At 45.3% G+C, this 18,328-nt stretch carries 13 protein-coding genes; 7 read left to right on the plus strand and 6 right to left on the minus strand.

Features of this window, described 5'->3' with window-relative positions; all coding sequences use genetic code 11:
• The first annotated feature begins 111 nt into the window (after positions 1 to 111).
• Positions 112 to 747 carry a pyridoxamine 5'-phosphate oxidase gene (pdxH, locus tag AB4486_RS07135; protein WP_017061203.1) on the plus strand — a complete coding sequence of 212 codons (636 nt, stop codon included), beginning with the start codon at positions 112 to 114 and terminating at the stop codon, positions 745 to 747.
• A 102-nt stretch (positions 748 to 849) separates the two neighbouring features.
• On the opposite strand, the gene AB4486_RS07140 is transcribed toward pdxH, so the two are convergent.
• The 3 genes from AB4486_RS07140 to AB4486_RS07150 form a co-directional block, all read right to left on the minus strand.
• Positions 850 to 1,632: a PAS domain-containing protein gene (locus AB4486_RS07140; protein ID WP_372073586.1), complete on the minus strand. Its 783-nt coding sequence runs from the start codon at positions 1,630 to 1,632 to the stop codon at positions 850 to 852.
• Positions 1,633 to 1,997: 365 nt separating this feature from the next.
• Complete coding sequence (locus AB4486_RS07145) at positions 1,998 to 3,827, minus strand: SUMF1/EgtB/PvdO family nonheme iron enzyme (RefSeq protein WP_372116828.1); 1,830 nt, start codon at positions 3,825 to 3,827, stop codon at positions 1,998 to 2,000.
• A gap of 244 nt (positions 3,828 to 4,071) precedes the next feature.
• Positions 4,072 to 5,175: a PEGA domain-containing protein gene (locus tag AB4486_RS07150; protein WP_017065149.1), complete on the minus strand. Its 1,104-nt coding sequence runs from the start codon at positions 5,173 to 5,175 to the stop codon at positions 4,072 to 4,074.
• A 483-nt stretch (positions 5,176 to 5,658) separates the two neighbouring features.
• Here AB4486_RS07150 and AB4486_RS07155 point away from each other — a divergent pair, with 483 nt between their 5' ends.
• From AB4486_RS07155 to putP, 4 genes are all read left to right on the plus strand, one after another.
• A complete protein-coding gene (locus AB4486_RS07155) occupies positions 5,659 to 6,483 on the plus strand; it encodes an AraC family transcriptional regulator (RefSeq protein WP_017065150.1) in 825 nt (274 codons plus the stop codon).
• 181 nt (positions 6,484 to 6,664) lie between these two features.
• On the plus strand, positions 6,665 to 9,802 hold the full coding sequence (gene putA, locus AB4486_RS07160; protein WP_372102668.1) for a bifunctional proline dehydrogenase/L-glutamate gamma-semialdehyde dehydrogenase PutA: 3,138 nt from the start codon (positions 6,665 to 6,667) through the stop codon (positions 9,800 to 9,802).
• Positions 9,803 to 9,813: 11 nt separating this feature from the next.
• Positions 9,814 to 10,518: a 1-pyrroline-5-carboxylate dehydrogenase gene (locus tag AB4486_RS07165; protein WP_017065152.1), complete on the plus strand. Its 705-nt coding sequence runs from the start codon at positions 9,814 to 9,816 to the stop codon at positions 10,516 to 10,518.
• A 183-nt stretch (positions 10,519 to 10,701) separates the two neighbouring features.
• Positions 10,702 to 12,192, plus strand: coding sequence for a sodium/proline symporter PutP (gene putP / locus AB4486_RS07170; RefSeq protein WP_102320958.1), 1,491 nt, complete (start codon positions 10,702 to 10,704; stop codon positions 12,190 to 12,192).
• 638 nt (positions 12,193 to 12,830) lie between these two features.
• Here the strand turns inward: putP and AB4486_RS07175 are convergent.
• Complete coding sequence (locus tag AB4486_RS07175; protein ID WP_017065154.1) at positions 12,831 to 13,001, minus strand: hypothetical protein; 171 nt, start codon at positions 12,999 to 13,001, stop codon at positions 12,831 to 12,833.
• 278 nt (positions 13,002 to 13,279) lie between these two features.
• Between AB4486_RS07175 and AB4486_RS07180 the strand changes: the two genes are divergently transcribed.
• Positions 13,280 to 13,768: an Lrp/AsnC family transcriptional regulator gene (locus AB4486_RS07180; RefSeq protein ID WP_004732526.1), complete on the plus strand. Its 489-nt coding sequence runs from the start codon at positions 13,280 to 13,282 to the stop codon at positions 13,766 to 13,768.
• Between the two features lie 108 nt (positions 13,769 to 13,876).
• Here the strand turns inward: AB4486_RS07180 and AB4486_RS07185 are convergent, their stop codons facing one another.
• Together AB4486_RS07185 and AB4486_RS07190 are read right to left on the minus strand one after the other, a co-directional pair.
• Entirely contained in the window at positions 13,877 to 14,581 is a 705-nt protein-coding gene (locus AB4486_RS07185; RefSeq protein WP_017065155.1) for a hypothetical protein, read from the minus strand.
• Positions 14,582 to 14,867: 286 nt separating this feature from the next.
• Positions 14,868 to 16,718, minus strand: coding sequence for an ABC transporter ATP-binding protein (locus AB4486_RS07190; protein ID WP_017070160.1), 1,851 nt, complete (start codon positions 16,716 to 16,718; stop codon positions 14,868 to 14,870).
• A gap of 586 nt (positions 16,719 to 17,304) precedes the next feature.
• On the opposite strand from AB4486_RS07190, the gene AB4486_RS07195 reads away from it, so the two are divergent.
• Positions 17,305 to 18,279: an arginine deiminase-related protein gene (locus AB4486_RS07195; protein WP_017061193.1), complete on the plus strand. Its 975-nt coding sequence runs from the start codon at positions 17,305 to 17,307 to the stop codon at positions 18,277 to 18,279.
• Positions 18,280 to 18,328: the final 49 nt, after the last annotated feature.

The raw sequence follows: 18,328 nt of genomic DNA on the forward strand, positions 1-18,328 counted from the left end.
ACCGAGATCTTGTTAACACAGAGCACCTTCTGTGAGACAAAACCATGGCTTAGACTTGTGTTTCAAAGGATTACGGCGCAAAATCACAAAAAAATTTAAAGGAGCAAGCAAATGGAACTGACAGATATTCGTCGCGAATACGCTAAGGGTGGATTGAGACGTAAAGACTTGGCCGCAGACCCGATTGAGCAATTCAATTTATGGCTAGAGCAAGCCATTGAAGCGAAGTTGACGGACCCTACTGCCATGACAGTTGCTACGGTTGATGAAAATGGTCAGCCATTCCAACGCATTGTTCTGCTGAAGAATGTGGATAAAGACGGTTTCGTTTTTTACACCAACCTAGGTAGCCGTAAAGCGCACCAGCTTGAGCACAACAGCAAAATCAGTTTGCACTTTCCTTGGCATCCACTTGAGCGACAAGTTCATATTACGGGCACGGCTGAAAAGCTGACGGCTATGGAAAATATGAAGTACTTCTCGTCACGTCCAAAAGAGAGCCAATTGGCCGCGATTGCAAGTAAGCAGAGTAGCCGCATCTCAGCGCGTGGGATTTTAGAAGGTAAGTATCTAGAGCTTAAACAGAAGTTTGCCAAAGGCGAGATTCCCGTGCCTTCTTTCTGGGGTGGTTTCCGTGTACGTGTAGATAGCATTGAGTTTTGGCAAGGTGGTGAACACCGCTTGCACGACCGTTTCTTGTTCTCTCGCCAAGACAACAGTTGGGATATTGATCGCCTAGCGCCTTAGGCTTTTTGATCGCTTAGCTGCTTAACAGATCTAAAAATGCCGTTGATTAGACTTATCAAATCAACGGCATTTTTTTGTCTGCATTTTCAGATGAACAGTCAATCAGTTACTGTGCAGAACAACGGAGATCTGTTTTTTGAGCAGAGTTTCTGGGATCACTGAGCCCAATCCTGAATCCAACGCATACTCAATCAATTGGCTTTTACTGCGTGCATCAAACTTCTGTTTCAATCTGGCGACATGACCTTCGACCGTTTTGATTGAAATGTTTAACGTCGACGCGATGTACTGTGGTTTCTTGCCGAAAAGCAGTAAGAACAGCACCTCTGATTCTCTCGAAGTCAGCCGCTTTTGCAGTTTAGACACACGCGGCTCTGACCCCGCAAGCGATGCCTGATTGCCTTTTGTTCCTGTGGCCTGACAAACCCAATGACCAACCTCTAAGATCGCGGTATCGGTAAGCTCTTGGCCATAGAAGATGGTGCCTTGGACGTTGTCGTCATCATCAAGCCAAGGGGTTTTGGTAAAGATATGGGCGTGCCAGCGTCCGTCTGGATAGGGGTGAATATCGAGAATCTTAAGGGTACTGCGTGTATCCATTACATGTTTGTCTTGAGCCCTGAAATCTTGTGCGCACTCAGTGGTTTGACTGGGCATGTCGAAGTCGGTCAAGCCAGTACAAGTCTCATTGGGTTTTAAGCCAATCAATTGGTTGTAAGCAAGGTTGGCATACACGAAGACCGAGTCAGTATCTTTGCAGCCCCAGCAGCCTGGAAGTTGTTCGAATAAAGAACGATGTATGGAGTTGAGTGGATCTGGCAAGGTTTTATCTCGTAAGCTGAGGTATGGCAATGATATCAGTTTCTTATAGCGCTGCAATGGCAATTAGAGTACGAAAAATAAGGGGTGACTGACAGTTAAACGGACTGTTGATTAACTGTGTCAATCACGGAGAATCGATGGGCATAAAGGGTGATAATCAGGCAAAAAAAAGCCAGCCTGAAGAGGGGCTGGCTAAAGACAAGATATGCCTTGTCGACATGTAGAAGATTTTCAGTCTAATTTACGAGGGTCAGGTAAATTAAACTGAGGCATCAATTTGATACCCAGAGTGACTTACTACTCTATCGACGAATTTACTCCTAGGCGTACCTATGCATAAGGGGGGAATTCCCCTATAAACACGATTCAATGCGATAAATGAGAGCCTAGAGTAAATATTTGAAAGTAATGGGCGAGCTATCGAGAGCTTACAGCTCTCGTAACACTCTAAAGCCGAGGTAGTTGGCTGCTGTTGAAGGCGCAACGTATAGCTCGTTAAATACTTTGGCCTCTTCAGGAGAGAAGCTCCACGCGCCACCTTTTGCTAGGCCTTTCTGAACGGTTGTCCATTCCCATACATTGCCGACCATGTCGTAGAAGCCCGTTGGTGTTGGCATGAATGATTTAACAGGAGACGTACTGACGTTTGACCAAGGTGTACCAGCCCAGCCTGTATTCGCTTTACCTGTGCGGAATTCGTTACCCCACCAGAAGTTGGTGTCTTGGCCTGCTCTTGCTGCGGCCTCCCACTCTTGTGGTGTAGGAAGGCGATACGTGAAGCCGGTGCTCTCAGATAACCAGCGAGTGTAGGCTTGAGCATCGTTTTGGCTTACACAAACCACCGGAGAGTTGTCAGCTTGTTTGAAGCCCGGTTTTTGCCAGTCATTGTCGGAGACTGAAGTAATCTCGGCATTGGTGAAGGTGTCGCAGGTGTTCATTAGCTCAGCATCTGTCTGATAGCCAGTACTCTTAACGAACGCTCTAAAATCTTGCACACGTGTCGGGGTCGCGGCTAATGCAAACGGCTGTTTGATCGTCACTTGTTGTGCGTTATTTTCACCCAGTAGGTAGCGACCCGAGCCGACAACAATCATTTCAGGGCTCTGAATGTCGTTACCCATCGGATCGGCAAACTTGGTGCCGACATTTAATGAATTCTGTTTCGCTTGCAATACGGCTCGTAGGTTGTGATCGCGGGCTATCTTCAGCTCTTGATGGAAAGAAAGGTAGCCTTCTTTTTCGATCGTGACCATGTGTTGGCCCGTCGGTAACATCACTTCAACCGGTGTACTGCCATAGTTCACGCCGTTGATAGAAACATTGTCGTTGTATTGATTTGAACGCACCACCAAGTTAACCCAAGCAACTTCTTTTTGCTGGTCGTTGGCTTGTTGCTCGCTTTGTGTGAAACAGTTTGATGACTGAATACCAAGCAGGCGACAAGGTGTGTTCTTATCTGGACGAGTTTCTAGGTTCGCCGCAATCACCGCTCGGTAACGGTTATCTTCAGAGAAGCCAGAGGATTTCACTTTGTGTTGCAGAACGTGAATGTTCAGCGAAGCAGACGCAAGGTGCTCTTTCACTGTTTTCGATTCAGTCGCGTTATCGATTAGGCTGTGTTGGAATTGTTTTACCGCTTTTTGAAGTGCCAAAGTCACCGTTTGGTCTGAACACTGCGCCAGTGTCATATCGCTGCTGCAACGGTTGGTAAAGCTAACAGTTTGCTCTTCCGTCTGAGTGATCTCGTATCTTAGTCGCTCTGCTCTTGCTCTTAGCTTGTCTTGGTTTAGGTTTGCGATTGAAGCTTCTGCCGCGGCTTTCTCGGCTTGGATAGCCTCAAGCTCCATCACCAAGCCTTGCTGCTTTTGCTCTGAGTCTGAAATCGCAAGTTTGCCTTCTTTTACGGTTTTCCAAGCGTCTTGGAAGCGTTTTTGAGCAAGCGAGATATCGAAATCGGGATCATCAATCATGCGCGTGTAATCTTGCTCTAGGCTGGCTTTTGCCTTTGCGAGTGTTTGCTCTGCTTGAGCTGATAACTCAGCTAGACGTGCCGTTTGCTGCGCCTGATTGTCGACTTCGTTTTGTTTGTCGGCTAATTTCTTTTCAACAGCCGTTAAGTCGGCATGCTTTTCAAAAAGTGAGCTTTCAATGTCGGTGACAGATGACGCGATCGCTGGTGGTGTTGCCTCAGCAAAAACAGCTGGCGTCATTAAGCATGGAGCAAGTGCAAATAATAGAGTAGGAAGACCTTGGCGCATGATGGGCTACTTCAATCGTAATTTAGGTTAATCGAATATTCTAAACGAGAACGCCATTTCGTCTGCAGCTACTGTTTATAACGATAAAACAAGGTTATAACGACCATACAAATTTGTAACGATCATACAGTTTATAACTATCAACAAAATGGCGAGTGTTCATTCAGCTTTGTGAAATAGGCACGGCTATCTGATATCGAGCTAAGCGTTTTGAATTGGCTCAGGCTCTATATACAAAGGGTGTTTAGCTTTCTTTGCTAGGAAGAAGCTTAACCCAAATCGTGTCGCTGCCGTTGATGGTAACTGTGCGGTTGTAAGACTCGTAACCTTGTTTTGAAATGGTTACTTGGTGACGACCACTTGGTAGCGCAACCTCAAGAGGGGTGCTGCCATACTTAATGCCGTTGATGGTTACTGAGTCGTTGTACTGATCAGAACGTACCGTCACGTTAGCCCACTGTTTGTCACTCTTCTTAACGACTGCTGCGTCACTGCCTGTTAAACAGTAGCGAGTCGAAACATTCAATAGGTTACATGCTGCAACTGCTTCAGGTTTTGCTTGAAGTTGAGCTTGCATCTGCATGAAGTAAGAGTTGTTACCAGAGAAGCCGCTCTTGATCGCTTGGCTGTCTTGAACATGGATATTCAGCTGAACACCTTGTAAGTTTTGCTTCGCAAGTGTGCTTTCTGTGAGCTGCTCAAGTAATTGGCTCTTGAACGTTTGCACGGCTTTTTGATTGGTCAGGTGTTTACCCTGTGCAGTACACTCACCAAGTGTCATTGTTGATGAACATGTGGTGGTATAGCTGGTTTCAAGCACCGCACTTTCACGCAGTTCTGTTGCGATACGTTTTACGCGAGCTTCAACTTTTGACTCTCTCAAGTTTGCCAGCTCATTATTCAGGCGAGCTTGCTTTTGCTTGATTTGAGAAAGGTGAATTTCGCTCTCGTTGATCGCTTGTTCGTTATCTAGCTGAGACGATTGATTCTCTTTAACCGCAGCCCAAGCGTCTTGGTAACTTTTCTGGAAAGAGACTAAATCTGTTTCTGGATCTTCAAGCAAGCGACTGTACTGTTTGTCGAGTACAGACTTGGCTCTGTTACGTTTTGCCTTAAGTTCTTCACCTTCGCGCAACAACTTGCTGTTCTTGTTTTGAAGTTGTTTTAGGTTTTCAGTCGCCGATACTTTGGTTGCTGAAATACGCTCAATATCTGAGTTTTTCTCTGTTAGCTTTGCATCGATAGCTGAAACGGGATCGACTTGATTCAGTTCTTCAGCGGATACCGATGCAGATACCCAAAGTGGGGATAGCGCAAGTAAAAGCGCTGAAATTCGAAAGTTAGTCATAGGTCCCTGCAACTTGTAGATTGAAAATTGGCTCGTTAATAAAGTGTCTACTTCCTAGTTGTGAGTCACTAGTTATTAGCAATTAACACAGTACCCGTCTTTATACCGTTTTATTGCTATCCAATCTACTCAAAAGCCAAGTTTCGGTACTTCGGATACACTTTTTACAGGCTTATAGCCAATTATTTGAGCTATATAAGAAAATTTATTCATTATGTTGGCGTGAAAAAGCATTTATTGACCACATGGTTTTTCGTGCTTGTGTGATTGCTTGTGAAGTCCCTAAACTCGCCGGAACGATTGGTTTTACAATGCCCGTAGTTTGTACACTCTTGATCATCCTTCCGGAGGCATGATCAAGATGATCGCGATAATGATCTTTTCATTCTCGCGAGCAAATAACTCTCATGAGCATTTACAAATTCATCTTATGCGCATTTAAGAGTATTATTCTTACTATGTTGACCCGAGTATTTTTCTGTCATGTCTAAACCTTTACCCTTTCCTAACCTAGACCTTTCTCCGCTAGGCCTTACTGGCCCTCGTCCTGCTGAGATCATCACTTTGCCATCGCATATGGATTGCCACGATCACCATTATTCTCAGGTGGTGATTGGTTTAAAAGGTCAGGCGGAATTTGAAGTGAGTGGTAAGGGGAATCTTGTTGGCCCAGGACAAGGTTGTGTGGTGACAGCGAGCTCTGATCATGCTTTCGGCGGAGTGGTTGGTCAGTCGGATATTCTCGTGCTCAACATGCCTATGCCAACCGATGATGACCCTCTGATGCTAGAGAAGATTAACCAGTTAGAATCATCGAACGTCTACTTCCAATTAGATGCGCAAATTCAAAAGCTTATCCATATGTTGGTGCAAGAGATGCAGGCCAGTCCTGATGATCTGTTATTAAGCCGTGCGTGCAATGATACGGTGATTGCATTGATGCAAAGGCACATCTCGGCATTTGAAACCTCAATCAAAGATTCACGCTTTGATCTTGAAGCGTTGGATCGCTACATAGAACAGCATTTAGCAAACAAGATCTCCGTCGCGCAGCTTGCGGGTAGTGTGTTCTTGGGTGAAAGCCAGTTCCATATGTTATTCAAAGAGCAAATGGGCATTACCCCTCACCAGTACGTTCTTGGCAAGCGCATCGACCGTTCTCGTCGTTTAATTGAACAAGGTAATCTAAGCCTTGGTCAGGTCGCTGAACTGGCTGGTTTCTCCGGTCAATCTTCCTTTACTCACACCTTTTCACGCCTTCAAGGCATGTCACCATCCCAATACAAAAAGAAAATTTCTGTTAAATAGTGAAACAAAACGGCATATTATTTTAAAGTTTCATATGTGACCTTGTGTTTGTTTTGTTAATAAAGCGAGTTTTTAGCAAAAAACTCGGAGTTTTTGACAAGTAATCCTTATATACTCTAAATACACTGCAGCCATTGTAGAGATCCCGAACTCTTTTCGGGTGTGAGATTAAGGAAAACGCATGTTTACAGCTACTGATGTGTTAAAGCCAGAATTCAATGAGCAGTCGCTTGCTGATCTTTGGACGCTTATCTCACCATTATATATGGTGGATGAAACCCAATGGCTAGAGCAACTTCTGCCGCTAGCTACCCCTTCTGAGTCTGAAAAGCAGCAAATTACAGACAAAACGACGTCGTTGATTGAGTCTATCCGTGCGGATAAAACATCTATTCAGATGATCGACGCCTTGTTGCTTGAATACAGCTTAGATACTCAAGAGGGCATCTTGCTAATGTGTCTGGCGGAAGCCTTGATGCGTATTCCTGATTCGGCAACCGCTGATGCGTTGATTCGCGACAAACTTAGCGTTGCGGATTGGAAATCTCACCTGAAGAATTCTGACTCGGTTTTTGTTAACGCATCAACTTGGGGCCTAATGCTAACAGGCAAGGTGGTTGGACTTTCATCTAAAGAGCAGAGTGCAGGTCAAGCGGTTAACCGTTTAGTGAACAAGCTTTCTGAGCCGGTGATTCGTAAAGCGATGCACCAAGCGATGAAGGTGATGGGTCACCAATTCGTTCTTGGTCGCAGCATTGCTGAAGCGCAGAAGAACGGTAAGTCTATGCGTGACAAAGGTTTTACCTACTCATACGACATGCTAGGTGAAGCGGCACTGACCACTGCTGACGCAAACAAATACTTCAAAGATTACCTAATGGCGATTGAAGCCGTAGGTCGAGACACATACGTCTCTTCAAAATCTAGCCCAGCACCGTCTGTTTCTATCAAGCTTTCTGCGCTTCACCCACGTTATGAAGTGGCGAATGAAGACCGCGTACTGACTGAGCTATGCGACACGCTAGAGCAGTTACTGCGCCGTGCGATTGAGCTTGATGTTGCGATCACGATTGATGCAGAAGAAGCGGATCGCCTAGAGCTTTCGCTTAAGTTATTCGAAAAACTGTATCGCAGCGAGCTAGTGAAAGGCTGGGGCAAGTTTGGTCTGGTTATTCAAGCGTATTCAAAGCGTGCGTTACCGGTTCTAGTTTGGCTAAACCGCCTAGCAAAAGAGCAGGGTGACTTAATCCCACTTCGCCTAGTTAAAGGTGCTTACTGGGATAGTGAGATCAAATGGTCACAACAAGCTGGTTTCGATAACTACCCTGTTTACACTCGCAAAGAAGCGACTGATGTAGCCTACCTAGCGTGTGCGCGTTATCTATTGAGCCCAAGTGTTCGTGGCAATATCTTCCCGCAGTTTGCTAGCCACAATGCTCATACGGTTTCCGCTATTGCAGTGATGACAGACCATAAAGACTTTGAATTCCAACGCTTACACGGCATGGGTGATTCACTTTACAACCATGCAATGGAAGCTTACCAACAGTCGGTACGTATTTACGCGCCAGTTGGTAGCCATAAAGATCTACTGCCATACCTAGTACGTCGTCTGTTAGAGAATGGTGCAAACAGCTCGTTTGTACACCGTTTGGTTGATGCTCGTTGCCCTGTAGCAGAGCTAACACAGCATCCAGTCGACATGCTTTTGGCATTCGATACGTTGAACAACACTAAGATTCCTCTGCCGCCAGCGGTATTCCCTGAGCGTAAGAACTCATACGGTGTGAACATTGATATCGAGAGCGAAGCGCATCAGTTTGAAGAGCAAGTAAAAGGCTTTTTGAACAATCAATGGACTGCTGGACCTGTGATCAACGGCGAATCTCTTGCCGAAAGCATGATCAAGGCTGATCAGAATGTTGAACAAGTAACAGCACCTTACGATCGTCGTATTAGCGTGGGTCAGGTGGCTTTTGCAAACCTTGATCATGTTTCCGCAGCGATCACTGGTGCAGACGCCGCATTTGCTGATTGGAATGCGACATCGGTTGAAACCAAAGCCGCTGCGCTTGAGAAGTTGGCGGATCTGATGGAAGAAAACCTGGCTGAGCTGGTGGCAATTTGTCATCAAGAAGCGGGTAAGACAATTCACGACAGCATTGATGAAGTGCGTGAAGCGGTCGACTTCTGTCGTTACTACGCAAAACAAGCGAACAACCTACAAGGTTTTGAGCTAAAAGGCTTTGATGGTCTAACTCGAATCGCTTCGCGACAAGGTCGTGGTGTATTCGTTTGTATCAGCCCTTGGAACTTCCCATTGGCGATCTTCCTTGGCCAAATTACAGCTGCACTAGTGGCGGGTAACACGGTTGTGGCGAAACCTGCAGAGCAAACAAGCTTAATTGCAGCTCGCGCAGTGGAATTGATGAATGAAGCGGGTTTCCCTGCTGGCACGATTCAGTTACTACCGGGTCGTGGCGCTGAGATCGGCAGTGCGCTAACCAGTCATGATGCGATTGCGGGCGTTGCCTTTACGGGGTCAACACCAACAGCACAACGTATCAACGTGTCATTGGCGAGTCGTAACGCTAAGCCTGTTCCGTTTATCGCGGAAACCGGTGGTCAGAATGCGATGATCGTCGACAGTACCGCACTGCCTGAACAGGTAGTCCGTGATGTTATTCGTTCGGCATTCGCTTCTGCAGGTCAACGTTGTTCTGCGCTACGTGTGCTTTACATTCAAGAAGACATTGCAGATCGCGTGATTGGACTAATTCACGGTGCGATGGATGAGCTAAGCGTTGGTATTCCACATCTTCATAAAACGGATGTGGGCCCAGTTATCGACCAAAACGCGAAGCAGAAGTTGATGACGCACCTAGAAAATATGACTAAGACCCAGAAGAAAGTGGCTCAACTTTCTCTAGGAGCGGATTGTGAACATGGTGACTTTGTTCCACCAAGTGCATTTGAAATCGATGACATCAGCTGTTTGAAAGAAGAGCAGTTTGGTCCTGTACTGCATATCGTTCGCTTCAAAGCGAGTGAACTGGCGCAAGTGGTAGACCAAATTAACCAAACCGGTTTTGGCTTAACCATGGGCATCCACAGCCGTAACGAGACAACTTACCGTTGGATCGAAAAACACGTTCGTGTGGGTAACTGCTACATCAACCGTGACCAAGTGGGCGCTGTTGTTGGTGTTCAACCATTCGGCGGTCAAGGTTTGTCGGGTACTGGCCCTAAAGCGGGTGGTCCTCACTACCTATACCGCTTTACTGATGTTCATTTTTCTCAATCACAAGACAAGGCATAAGGAGCAGTATCATGGTTCATCAAGTGACAGGTTTTTCTGATGCTTTGTTAGCGTGGGAACAATGGAATCTTACCGACTTTGATCATAAGAGTGCTCAGGTACTTGCATTCAAATCAGAGATCGAAAGCCAATCTACGTCTTTGGCGGCAGTGGCAACTTATCACCTAGAGCAAGCCTCTGCGCTGCTTTCTGAGCAGCACCTAATGGCTGGCCCGACTGGTGAAACAAACGAGCTGTATGCTGCAGGACGTGGTGTGGCTTTGGTGATTGTTGATGATTGCCAAGACAAAGAGCCAGCACTGCAAACAGCAACCGCGATGATTACCGCAGCACTATTAGCGGGTAACAGCGTGCAATTGTGCAGTGATGACGTGCAATTCAACACCTTGATCGCTGATGCAGCGAAACAAGCGAATTTACCGACGAACTTGGTGCAGGTTGCTTCGTACGACGCGGCTCAACAGCTGCTGTCTTGCGATGTACGTAGCGCAGGTTACGTAGGTAACTCACAAACGGCTCAAGCTATCAATTTACAACTTGCTAAGCGTGACGGTGCCATCGTCAGTTTAGTAGCTGAAACGGATCTGACAGCAATGCATGTTGCTCACGATCCACACTTATCGCTGCGTTTCATTACCGAGCGTACGCGAACTATAAATATAACAGCCGTGGGCGGTAACGCGACCTTGCTCGAACTTGGAAGCGAAGCTCACTAACCTTCAGTAACATTGGCTCTAAGCACTTTTGTTTTCTCCATTGTTGGTTTCACCATCTTTGGATTTAACTCATAGTGCCTTGGAGCCTCAATACCTAACTCAATGCACTCGCTTGCCTTTACGGTGAGTGTCTTGCATTGAATTAGGTATGGAAGGCTTTTTACAAATGAGGACTATCAAATGATAGAAAACAGTTTTGCAATAACGACGACGTTCATTGCGTATCTAATTATGATGCTGGCAATCGGTGTTATCGCTTACAAACGTACTTCTAGCTCGACAGACTACTTCCTAGGTGGTCGTTCGCTAGGCCCATGGCCTGCTGCACTTTCTGCTGGTGCATCAGACATGAGTGGTTGGCTACTACTTGGTCTACCGGGTTACGCTTATGCTGCTGGTTTTGAAGCATTCTGGCTTGCTGGTGGCCTGCTAGTTGGTACTTGGGCGAACTGGTTAATCAGTGCTAAGCGTCTGCGTACTTACAGCATTACAACAGAGTCACTGACGCTACCTGAGTTCCTATCTCGTCGTTTCAATGATAATTCTAAGCTGATCCAAACAATTTCTGCTTTCTTTATCCTTTTATTCTTCCTTTTCTACACAAGTTCTGGCTTGGTAGCAGGTGGTAAATTGTTTGAAACAGTATTCGGCCTAGATTACACAACAGCGGTAATCATCGGTACAGTATGTGTGGTTTCTTACACGCTATTTGGTGGTTTCCTTGCGGTATCTTGGACGGATTTGGTTCAAGGTCTGCTGATGTCTGCTGCGCTATTGATTGTACCAATCGCAGCGATGAACGGTGGTCTTGGTCAGCTATCGACTGATCTTCACAACATCAACCCAGAGCTTCTCACGCTATGGAATGATGTGAAAGGTGAGCCACTTTCTGCTATCGCGATCATCTCGCTAGCGGCATGGGGTCTAGGTTACTTCGGTCAGCCACACATCCTTGCTCGTTTCAAAGCAACACGTAGCAACAAAGACCTAACAACAGCGCGTCGTATCGCGGTGGTATGGTCTGCTCTGTCTATGGTTGGTGCAATGCTAGTAGGTCTTGTTGGTCTAATCTACGTGACTAACTCTGGCGCGCCTAAGCTAGACGATGGCGAGAAGATCTTCATGCTTCTTGTGAACGCGATGTTCCACCCAGTAATCGCAGGTATCTTACTTGCTGCAATCCTAGCGGCAATCATGAGTACTGCGGATTCACAACTTCTTGTTTCTTCATCTGCGATGGCAGAAGATCTATACAAGCAAGTACTTAAGAAAGATGCGACGTCTGAAGAGATCGTTCGTGTAGGCCGCTTCGCGGTAATCCTAATCTCTCTAATTGCACTTGTGCTAGCGATGACGCCAGACAGTTCAGTTCTTGGCCTTGTATCTTATGCATGGGCTGGTTTCGGTGCTGCATTTGGTCCAGCTATCGTGTTGAGCCTATACTGGTCTCGTATGAACCGTAACGGCGCTCTAGCGGGTATCGTTGTTGGTGGTGTTACGATTGTACTTTGGAAACAGTTCACGGGCGGTTGGTTCGATGTTTACGAAATCGTACCGGGAATCATCCTATCAACTATCTCTATCGTTATCGTGAGCCTAATCACTGGCGAGCCAGAAGACGAAGTTAAGAAGCAACACGCTGAGTTCGAGAAGAACCTTGTTGAGCTAGACTAATTTACATTGTAAAAATACCAATGAATTAGCAAAAGACATGAACAATAGAGTCACTTCGGTGGCTCTATTTTTTTATGTGAGTACGACCTTTGTCTTATTTCAAATTAAGTTTATTCGAGGTTTTCTGATATTGAAATGGGGGTTTACAATGTAAATCGAAAGCGAAGGATCTTGAGCGAGAAATGAAAGGTCTGTCTTGTTGGTGGCGTGTGATGTCAAAAAATAAAATAGAAAAATGGCTATTTTTTGAACTTGGCGCTCACTTTTGTCATTAGCTCGGTGAATTGTGGAACCGAATTGGACATGATGTGTCAATTGTCAGTAACCACTAAAGACCTATAGGACAAAGGTATGCCTGATCTCTATTGCAAAGGATGTAAAAAAACAACACTACATAAGTCTATAATGAAACGTTGTGAATCAGAGCCCGAGACAGCTTCTGGCCGTATGATGCAATGGACGTCAAAACTATTTAGTGGAAACCTGTACTACGATATGGAAACTCAGCACTTCTGCCGCACGTGCAATTGTCGTTGCGAAACTGGAAGTGCTGTTCCCCAATTTGGCCTAGCCTAACTCATAGTAAGTGCTTACTAACTTGATTCAAAAAACCTCCGTGCTAGGAGGTTTTTGTGTTTCTAAGCAGCCTTGAGTGCAAGCTTAGCTTCAATGGCATTGCCATCAATCTTCACTTCCCATCCATAGTTTGAGTATTCATTTGCTAGTGCCTGAGCAACATCTTTTGATACCGTTACGTGTGTCCATGAACCAATACCGTAAGGTTTATATGCGAGTTCTTGCGTTTTCATAATAGAGTCATCCTTTCTCTTTGATAATTATATTATTCACTTTGGCCTATATCCTTTCTTTCGTTTCCGGCTCAACTTATTTGTTAATCGGGTCATTTCTATAATAATTTGTTAATAACCAGAGTTTGATTTATAAGGGTTCTTATCTATTTGTGTGTGTTTATATCTGGCGTGAATATCATCCGTGCATTTAGTTTTTAAATGTGTGAGCGAGGTTTTCTTCGATTGCACTTGGTATGGAATATACTGAGCGGAATTTAGAATGTTTAAGGAATGTTATGTCTCAGCATCAGCTCGATCGTATCGATAAAGAGATACTAAGAATTCTGCATATGAAAGGGCGTTTACCTGTTGTTGAACTGGCAAAACAGGTCAACCTTACGACGTCACCTTGCTCTGATAGACTCAAGCGATTGGAGAAAGAGGGCTACATCACGGGCTATCATGCTGAGCTTTGTTCAGAAAAGCTGGGACTCGATGTTCAAGTCTTTATCCATATCCGTCTCGATCAGACTAGCTTTTCGATCTTCGACAAATTTGCCCAAGCCGTGGAAATGATGCCTGAGGTGGAAGAGTGCTACTCACTGTCGGGTGACTTTGACACCATGATCAAGGTTCGAGTGAAAGACATGAAGGCGTACCAAGCGTTTATGGCAACGAAGTTGGGCACCTTGCCTGGTGTGATTCAGACACGTAGTGAAGTGGTGATTGAAGAGCATAAAAAGGGCTTCGGCGTGAACCCTGAGTTGTTGGCAACTCTAAAATAGTGGCCTAATTTCGCTTACCAACGTGATTTAGATATAAAAAATGGAAGCAATAAGCTTCCATTTTTTGTTGAGCGTCAGATAAAGAGCAACCCGATAAACTTGTTCGCCTTAAAGCGTAATGGCCGCAGAGATTAAGCCAATCACACCACCGAATACACCGCCCCAAACGACCAACCAACCAAGGTGTTTCTTGATCATGGTCTGAACCATCTCTTTAACCAGCTTAGGTGTTAGTTCATTCAAGCGCTGATCGATGATCGCCTCAATGTTTTCTTTGATTTCATCCATCATCGCAGGCGATTCTAGCTCGTCTTTGATGGCATTTTTTACAGAATCACTCTTGCTGATTTCAATCACAGATTCTTGCATCTTCTCAACAAACGGCGCTTTCATTGGCTCTAGTGCTTCTGTGCCACCAAACATTGCCAACATACCGCCAAACTGAGAGTTCTCGATAACATGCACCAGTGAGTCGAATGCAGGGTTAAAGTCGATCTTCTGAATCACAGGCTCTAGATTGAGCGACTTTCCTGTCATCTCGCTGCTTAGGAAGCGGTCGATGTTACTTTCTGTAAAGAATTGCTCCATCATCAGTTGCTTGATGGCTGCCTTGAACTCTTCAAAGCGCGCTGGAATCACTCCAGAACCGTATAGGCCGGGTACTTTCTCGAACAACATGTGAATCGCAAGCCAGTTGGTGATGGCACCAGAAAAGGCGAATAGGCCTGCATAAAGCAAGTATTGGTTTGCTGTCGCATAGCCGCCAGCAAGCAGCGCTAACGCGATAACGTTAGTTAAGACACTTTTGTTCATGGTTGATCTCTAGAAAGAATATTGCGCGCATTTTAAGAAAAAAACGCCAAGAAAAAAACAAAAGGATCGATGAAGTTTATTGGACAGGTAGCAAAGAGCGCCAAATAGCAGGCATAAAAAAGGCTAGCCTCCCCCCGAAGTCTAGCCTTATTCCAGAACGCGCAAGCGAGGCGTCTTTGGTGTTAATGTCATTATATAATTACGACATAACATTCTGCCATGTGTAATTTACCGCTAATAAACAAATTGGTGTGAATCACATCGCACTTTTAAAATAGCACAAAAATTAAGCGTTCGTAGCTTGCTCAAGATCATCGGCAATAAAGCCACCGGTCTGGTGATTCCACAATTGAGCATAGATGCCATTTTGTGTAATCAGCTCTTGGTGAGTGCCTTCTTCAACGATATTGCCTTGGTCGAGTACGATCAGGCGATCCATCGCTGCGATGGTCGACAGGCGGTGTGCAATCGCAATAACCGTTTTGCCTTCCATTAGCTCAATCAAGCTCTCTTGAATCGCTGCCTCTACCTCAGAATCGAGTGCAGAAGTTGCTTCATCGAGAACAAGTAATGGAGCATTCTTTAGAAGAACACGTGAGATAGCCACACGTTGACGCTGACCACCAGAAAGCTTAACGCCACGTTCACCCACTTGAGCATCGTAACCAACGTTGCCAAACGGGTCGGTTAGCGTTTCGATAAACTCATGCGCGTGTGCCTGTTTAGTCGCCGCGTATACCTCTTCGTCTGATGCCTCTGGTCGACCGTAAAGAATGTTGTCTTTGATCGAACGGTGCAGCAGTGAGGTATCTTGGGTCACCATACCAATGTTGCTACGCAGAGAATCTTGAGTAACGCTCGAGATCTCTTGGTCATCAATCAGGATGCGGCCACTTTCTACATCGTGGAAACGCAAAAGTAAGTTAACTAGGGTCGATTTACCTGCACCTGAACGGCCAACCAAGCCCACTTTTTCACCCGGTTTGATGTTGAGGTTTAGGTTGTTGATCACCCCCTTATTCTCACCGTAGTTAAAGCTTACATTGTCGAAGTTGATACCGCCTTGTGGAACCTCCAGAGGCTTCGCGTCTTTCTTGTCTTCAATAGCAATAGGCTTAGACAGAGTTTTAATGCCGTCAATCACGGTACCAAGGTTCTCAAACAGACCACCAATTTCCCACATGATCCATTTCGACATGCCGTTAATACGCAGAGCCAAGCTGACCGCAATCGCGATTGCACCCACGGTGATTGCGCTATCTAGCCATAGGTAGATAGAGATACCCGCAATGCTGAACACCAATAGATAGTTAGCGAATTCCACGCAGATGTTGAAGCCGGTTACCAAGCGCATTTGGCGGTGCACAGTATCTAGGAAGCCTTCCATGCCTTCTTCGGCGTATTCGGTTTCTCTTTTACTGTGTGAGAACAATTTCACCGTCGCGATGTTGGTGTAACTATCGACAATACGACCTGTCATTAACGATCGCGCATCCGCTTGCTCTGAAGACACGTCTTTTAGCTTTGGCACGAAGTGCAGTTGAATACCGATGTAAACGAATAGCCAAATCAGCATCGGAGCCATCAAGCGCCAATCTGATTCAGCAAGCATGAACAGCATCGCCGTGAAGTAAACCGTCACGTAGACAAACACATCGACCATCTTGGTCACAGTTTCGCGCACTGCAAGCGAGGTTTGCATCACTTTGGTCGCGACACGTCCGGCGAAGTCATCTTGATAGAAGGACAGGCTTTGCTTCAAAAGGTAGCGGTGTGCTAACCAACGAATCGACATTGGGTAGTTGCCCAGCAAAGTTTGGTGAAGCAATAGCGAGTAAACACTGATCAAGATTGGCATCACAACCAACAGCAGAATACCGAGCCCCATCAATGTCGATTCGTTGTCTGCTAAGAAAGTGTCTGGGTTGCTTGTTGATAGCCAGTCGACCAATTGCCCCATGTAACCGAACAGCGCGACTTCGATGATCGCGATGGTCATGCTCATCAACCCGAGCAAAATCAATGGTTTTTCGAAACCTCGAGTGTAATGGCGGCAGAATGCCAGTATGCCAGTAGGAGGTTGTATCGGCTCTCCCTTTGGAAAGGCTTCAGTAAAGCCTTCAAATTTCTTGTACATAGATTTCCCTTTATAAACTAGTGCATCTATAAGCGACTGCATCGTTGGTGCAGCTTTGTTTTTATAGTCTTGATTTGAAATTTAACTGTCTTAGTTTGAAATTATATAAGCGCCCATGGGTTCTTATCAGTATTAAATCATTCGATGGATTTTGTTCTAGCGCCTATTTAGGCACTTGGCTTTAAAACACTAAAACTTTGTCTAAGCGATACAGGAAAGGTCCAAAGAGTGTCTTTCATGACGCTTATTTTAGATTGAATTAGACAGGAAAAGTTAAGCTTATTTCAAACGTAATTGATTGTTATGCAACGGTGATAATCCTAACGTTAAATGGATTGAATTGTAATCAAAACTCGTGATGGGCGAGAAAATGGAATCAGAATATTTATCCATAAAGTGACTTAACGAATATGCATACAGTTGGTTCTTTCTGATGTGCTGTTATCTTGCAGTAAAAATTACCGATTAATCTAAGATCTGCAGTAATTGTTTGGGATAAATATTCAAATCAATATTCTTTTCAGTGAATCTTGTCGTAACAAGTTGTTTACAATTCTGAAGTAAATAAAAGATAGGGACGGTTGAAATGTTAAACCTACACAAAAAATCACTTCATATCACTAATGTTCAAAACGCCAATTGCGTTGTTATGGTGCCACCAAAAGAGTTTAAATTTAACGAAGAAACAGCACGTGATAACGAATTTCAGCACAGAGTTAATCTGACCGAAGCTGAGGTGAAAGTAGAAACGATGGCCGAATTTAAAGCTATGGTCGCTTCGTTGCGTAAAGAAGGTGTGCAAGTTGTAGAGTTTGATTACCCAGAATTGGGCGTTGAAACTCCGGATGCTGTTTTCCCAAACAACTGGTTCAGTACCTGTAGTGATGGAAGCTTATTCACGTTCCCTATGGCGTGTGAAAACCGTCAGAATGAAGTTAAGCCAAATGCTCTTATTGAAGCGTTAGAAGCGTCGGGTCGCATTGTTAACCATAGCGAGTCTCTAGAGTCTTACATCGCGCAAGGTTCTTATCTAGAGAGCACGGGCGTGATGGTGATCGACCATATCAACAAGACCATCTACGCTGCGCTTTCTCAGCGTTGTGACCGCGAAGTGTTAGAAGATTATGCGAAGCGCATTGGTTATTCTCGCGTGGTGTCATTCCAAACAGCACTGCCGTCTGGTCAGCCGATCTACCACACCAATGTGATGATGGCGATTGGTGATAATTTCTGCGTGATCTGTGATGAGGTGATCCCAGAGTTTGAGCGCCGCTTTGTGGTGAAGTCGCTTGCTAAAGATAAGCAGGTTATCTCTATCTCAATTGATCAGATGAACCGTTTCTGTGGCAACATCCTGCAGCTTGAAACCGTGAATGGCGACAAGGTGATCGCGATGTCTCAATCGGCTTACGATGCGTTTTCTCCAGCCCAGTTAGCTCAGCTTTCGACGCATGGAAAACTGCTGCCATTTAACGTGAAAACGATTGAAGACATTGGCGGTGGTTCGGTGCGATGCATGTTGGGTGAGGTGTTTTTACCAACGCGAGTAAATCGTCTGTAACAAGCACTCACTTTCAGTAATGAATCTTTGAATACCACTCTTATCGCAG

The sequence above is a fragment of the Vibrio sp. 10N.222.55.C6 genome, from assembly GCF_041473395.1.
Classification (GTDB): domain Bacteria; phylum Pseudomonadota; class Gammaproteobacteria; order Enterobacterales; family Vibrionaceae; genus Vibrio; species Vibrio crassostreae_C.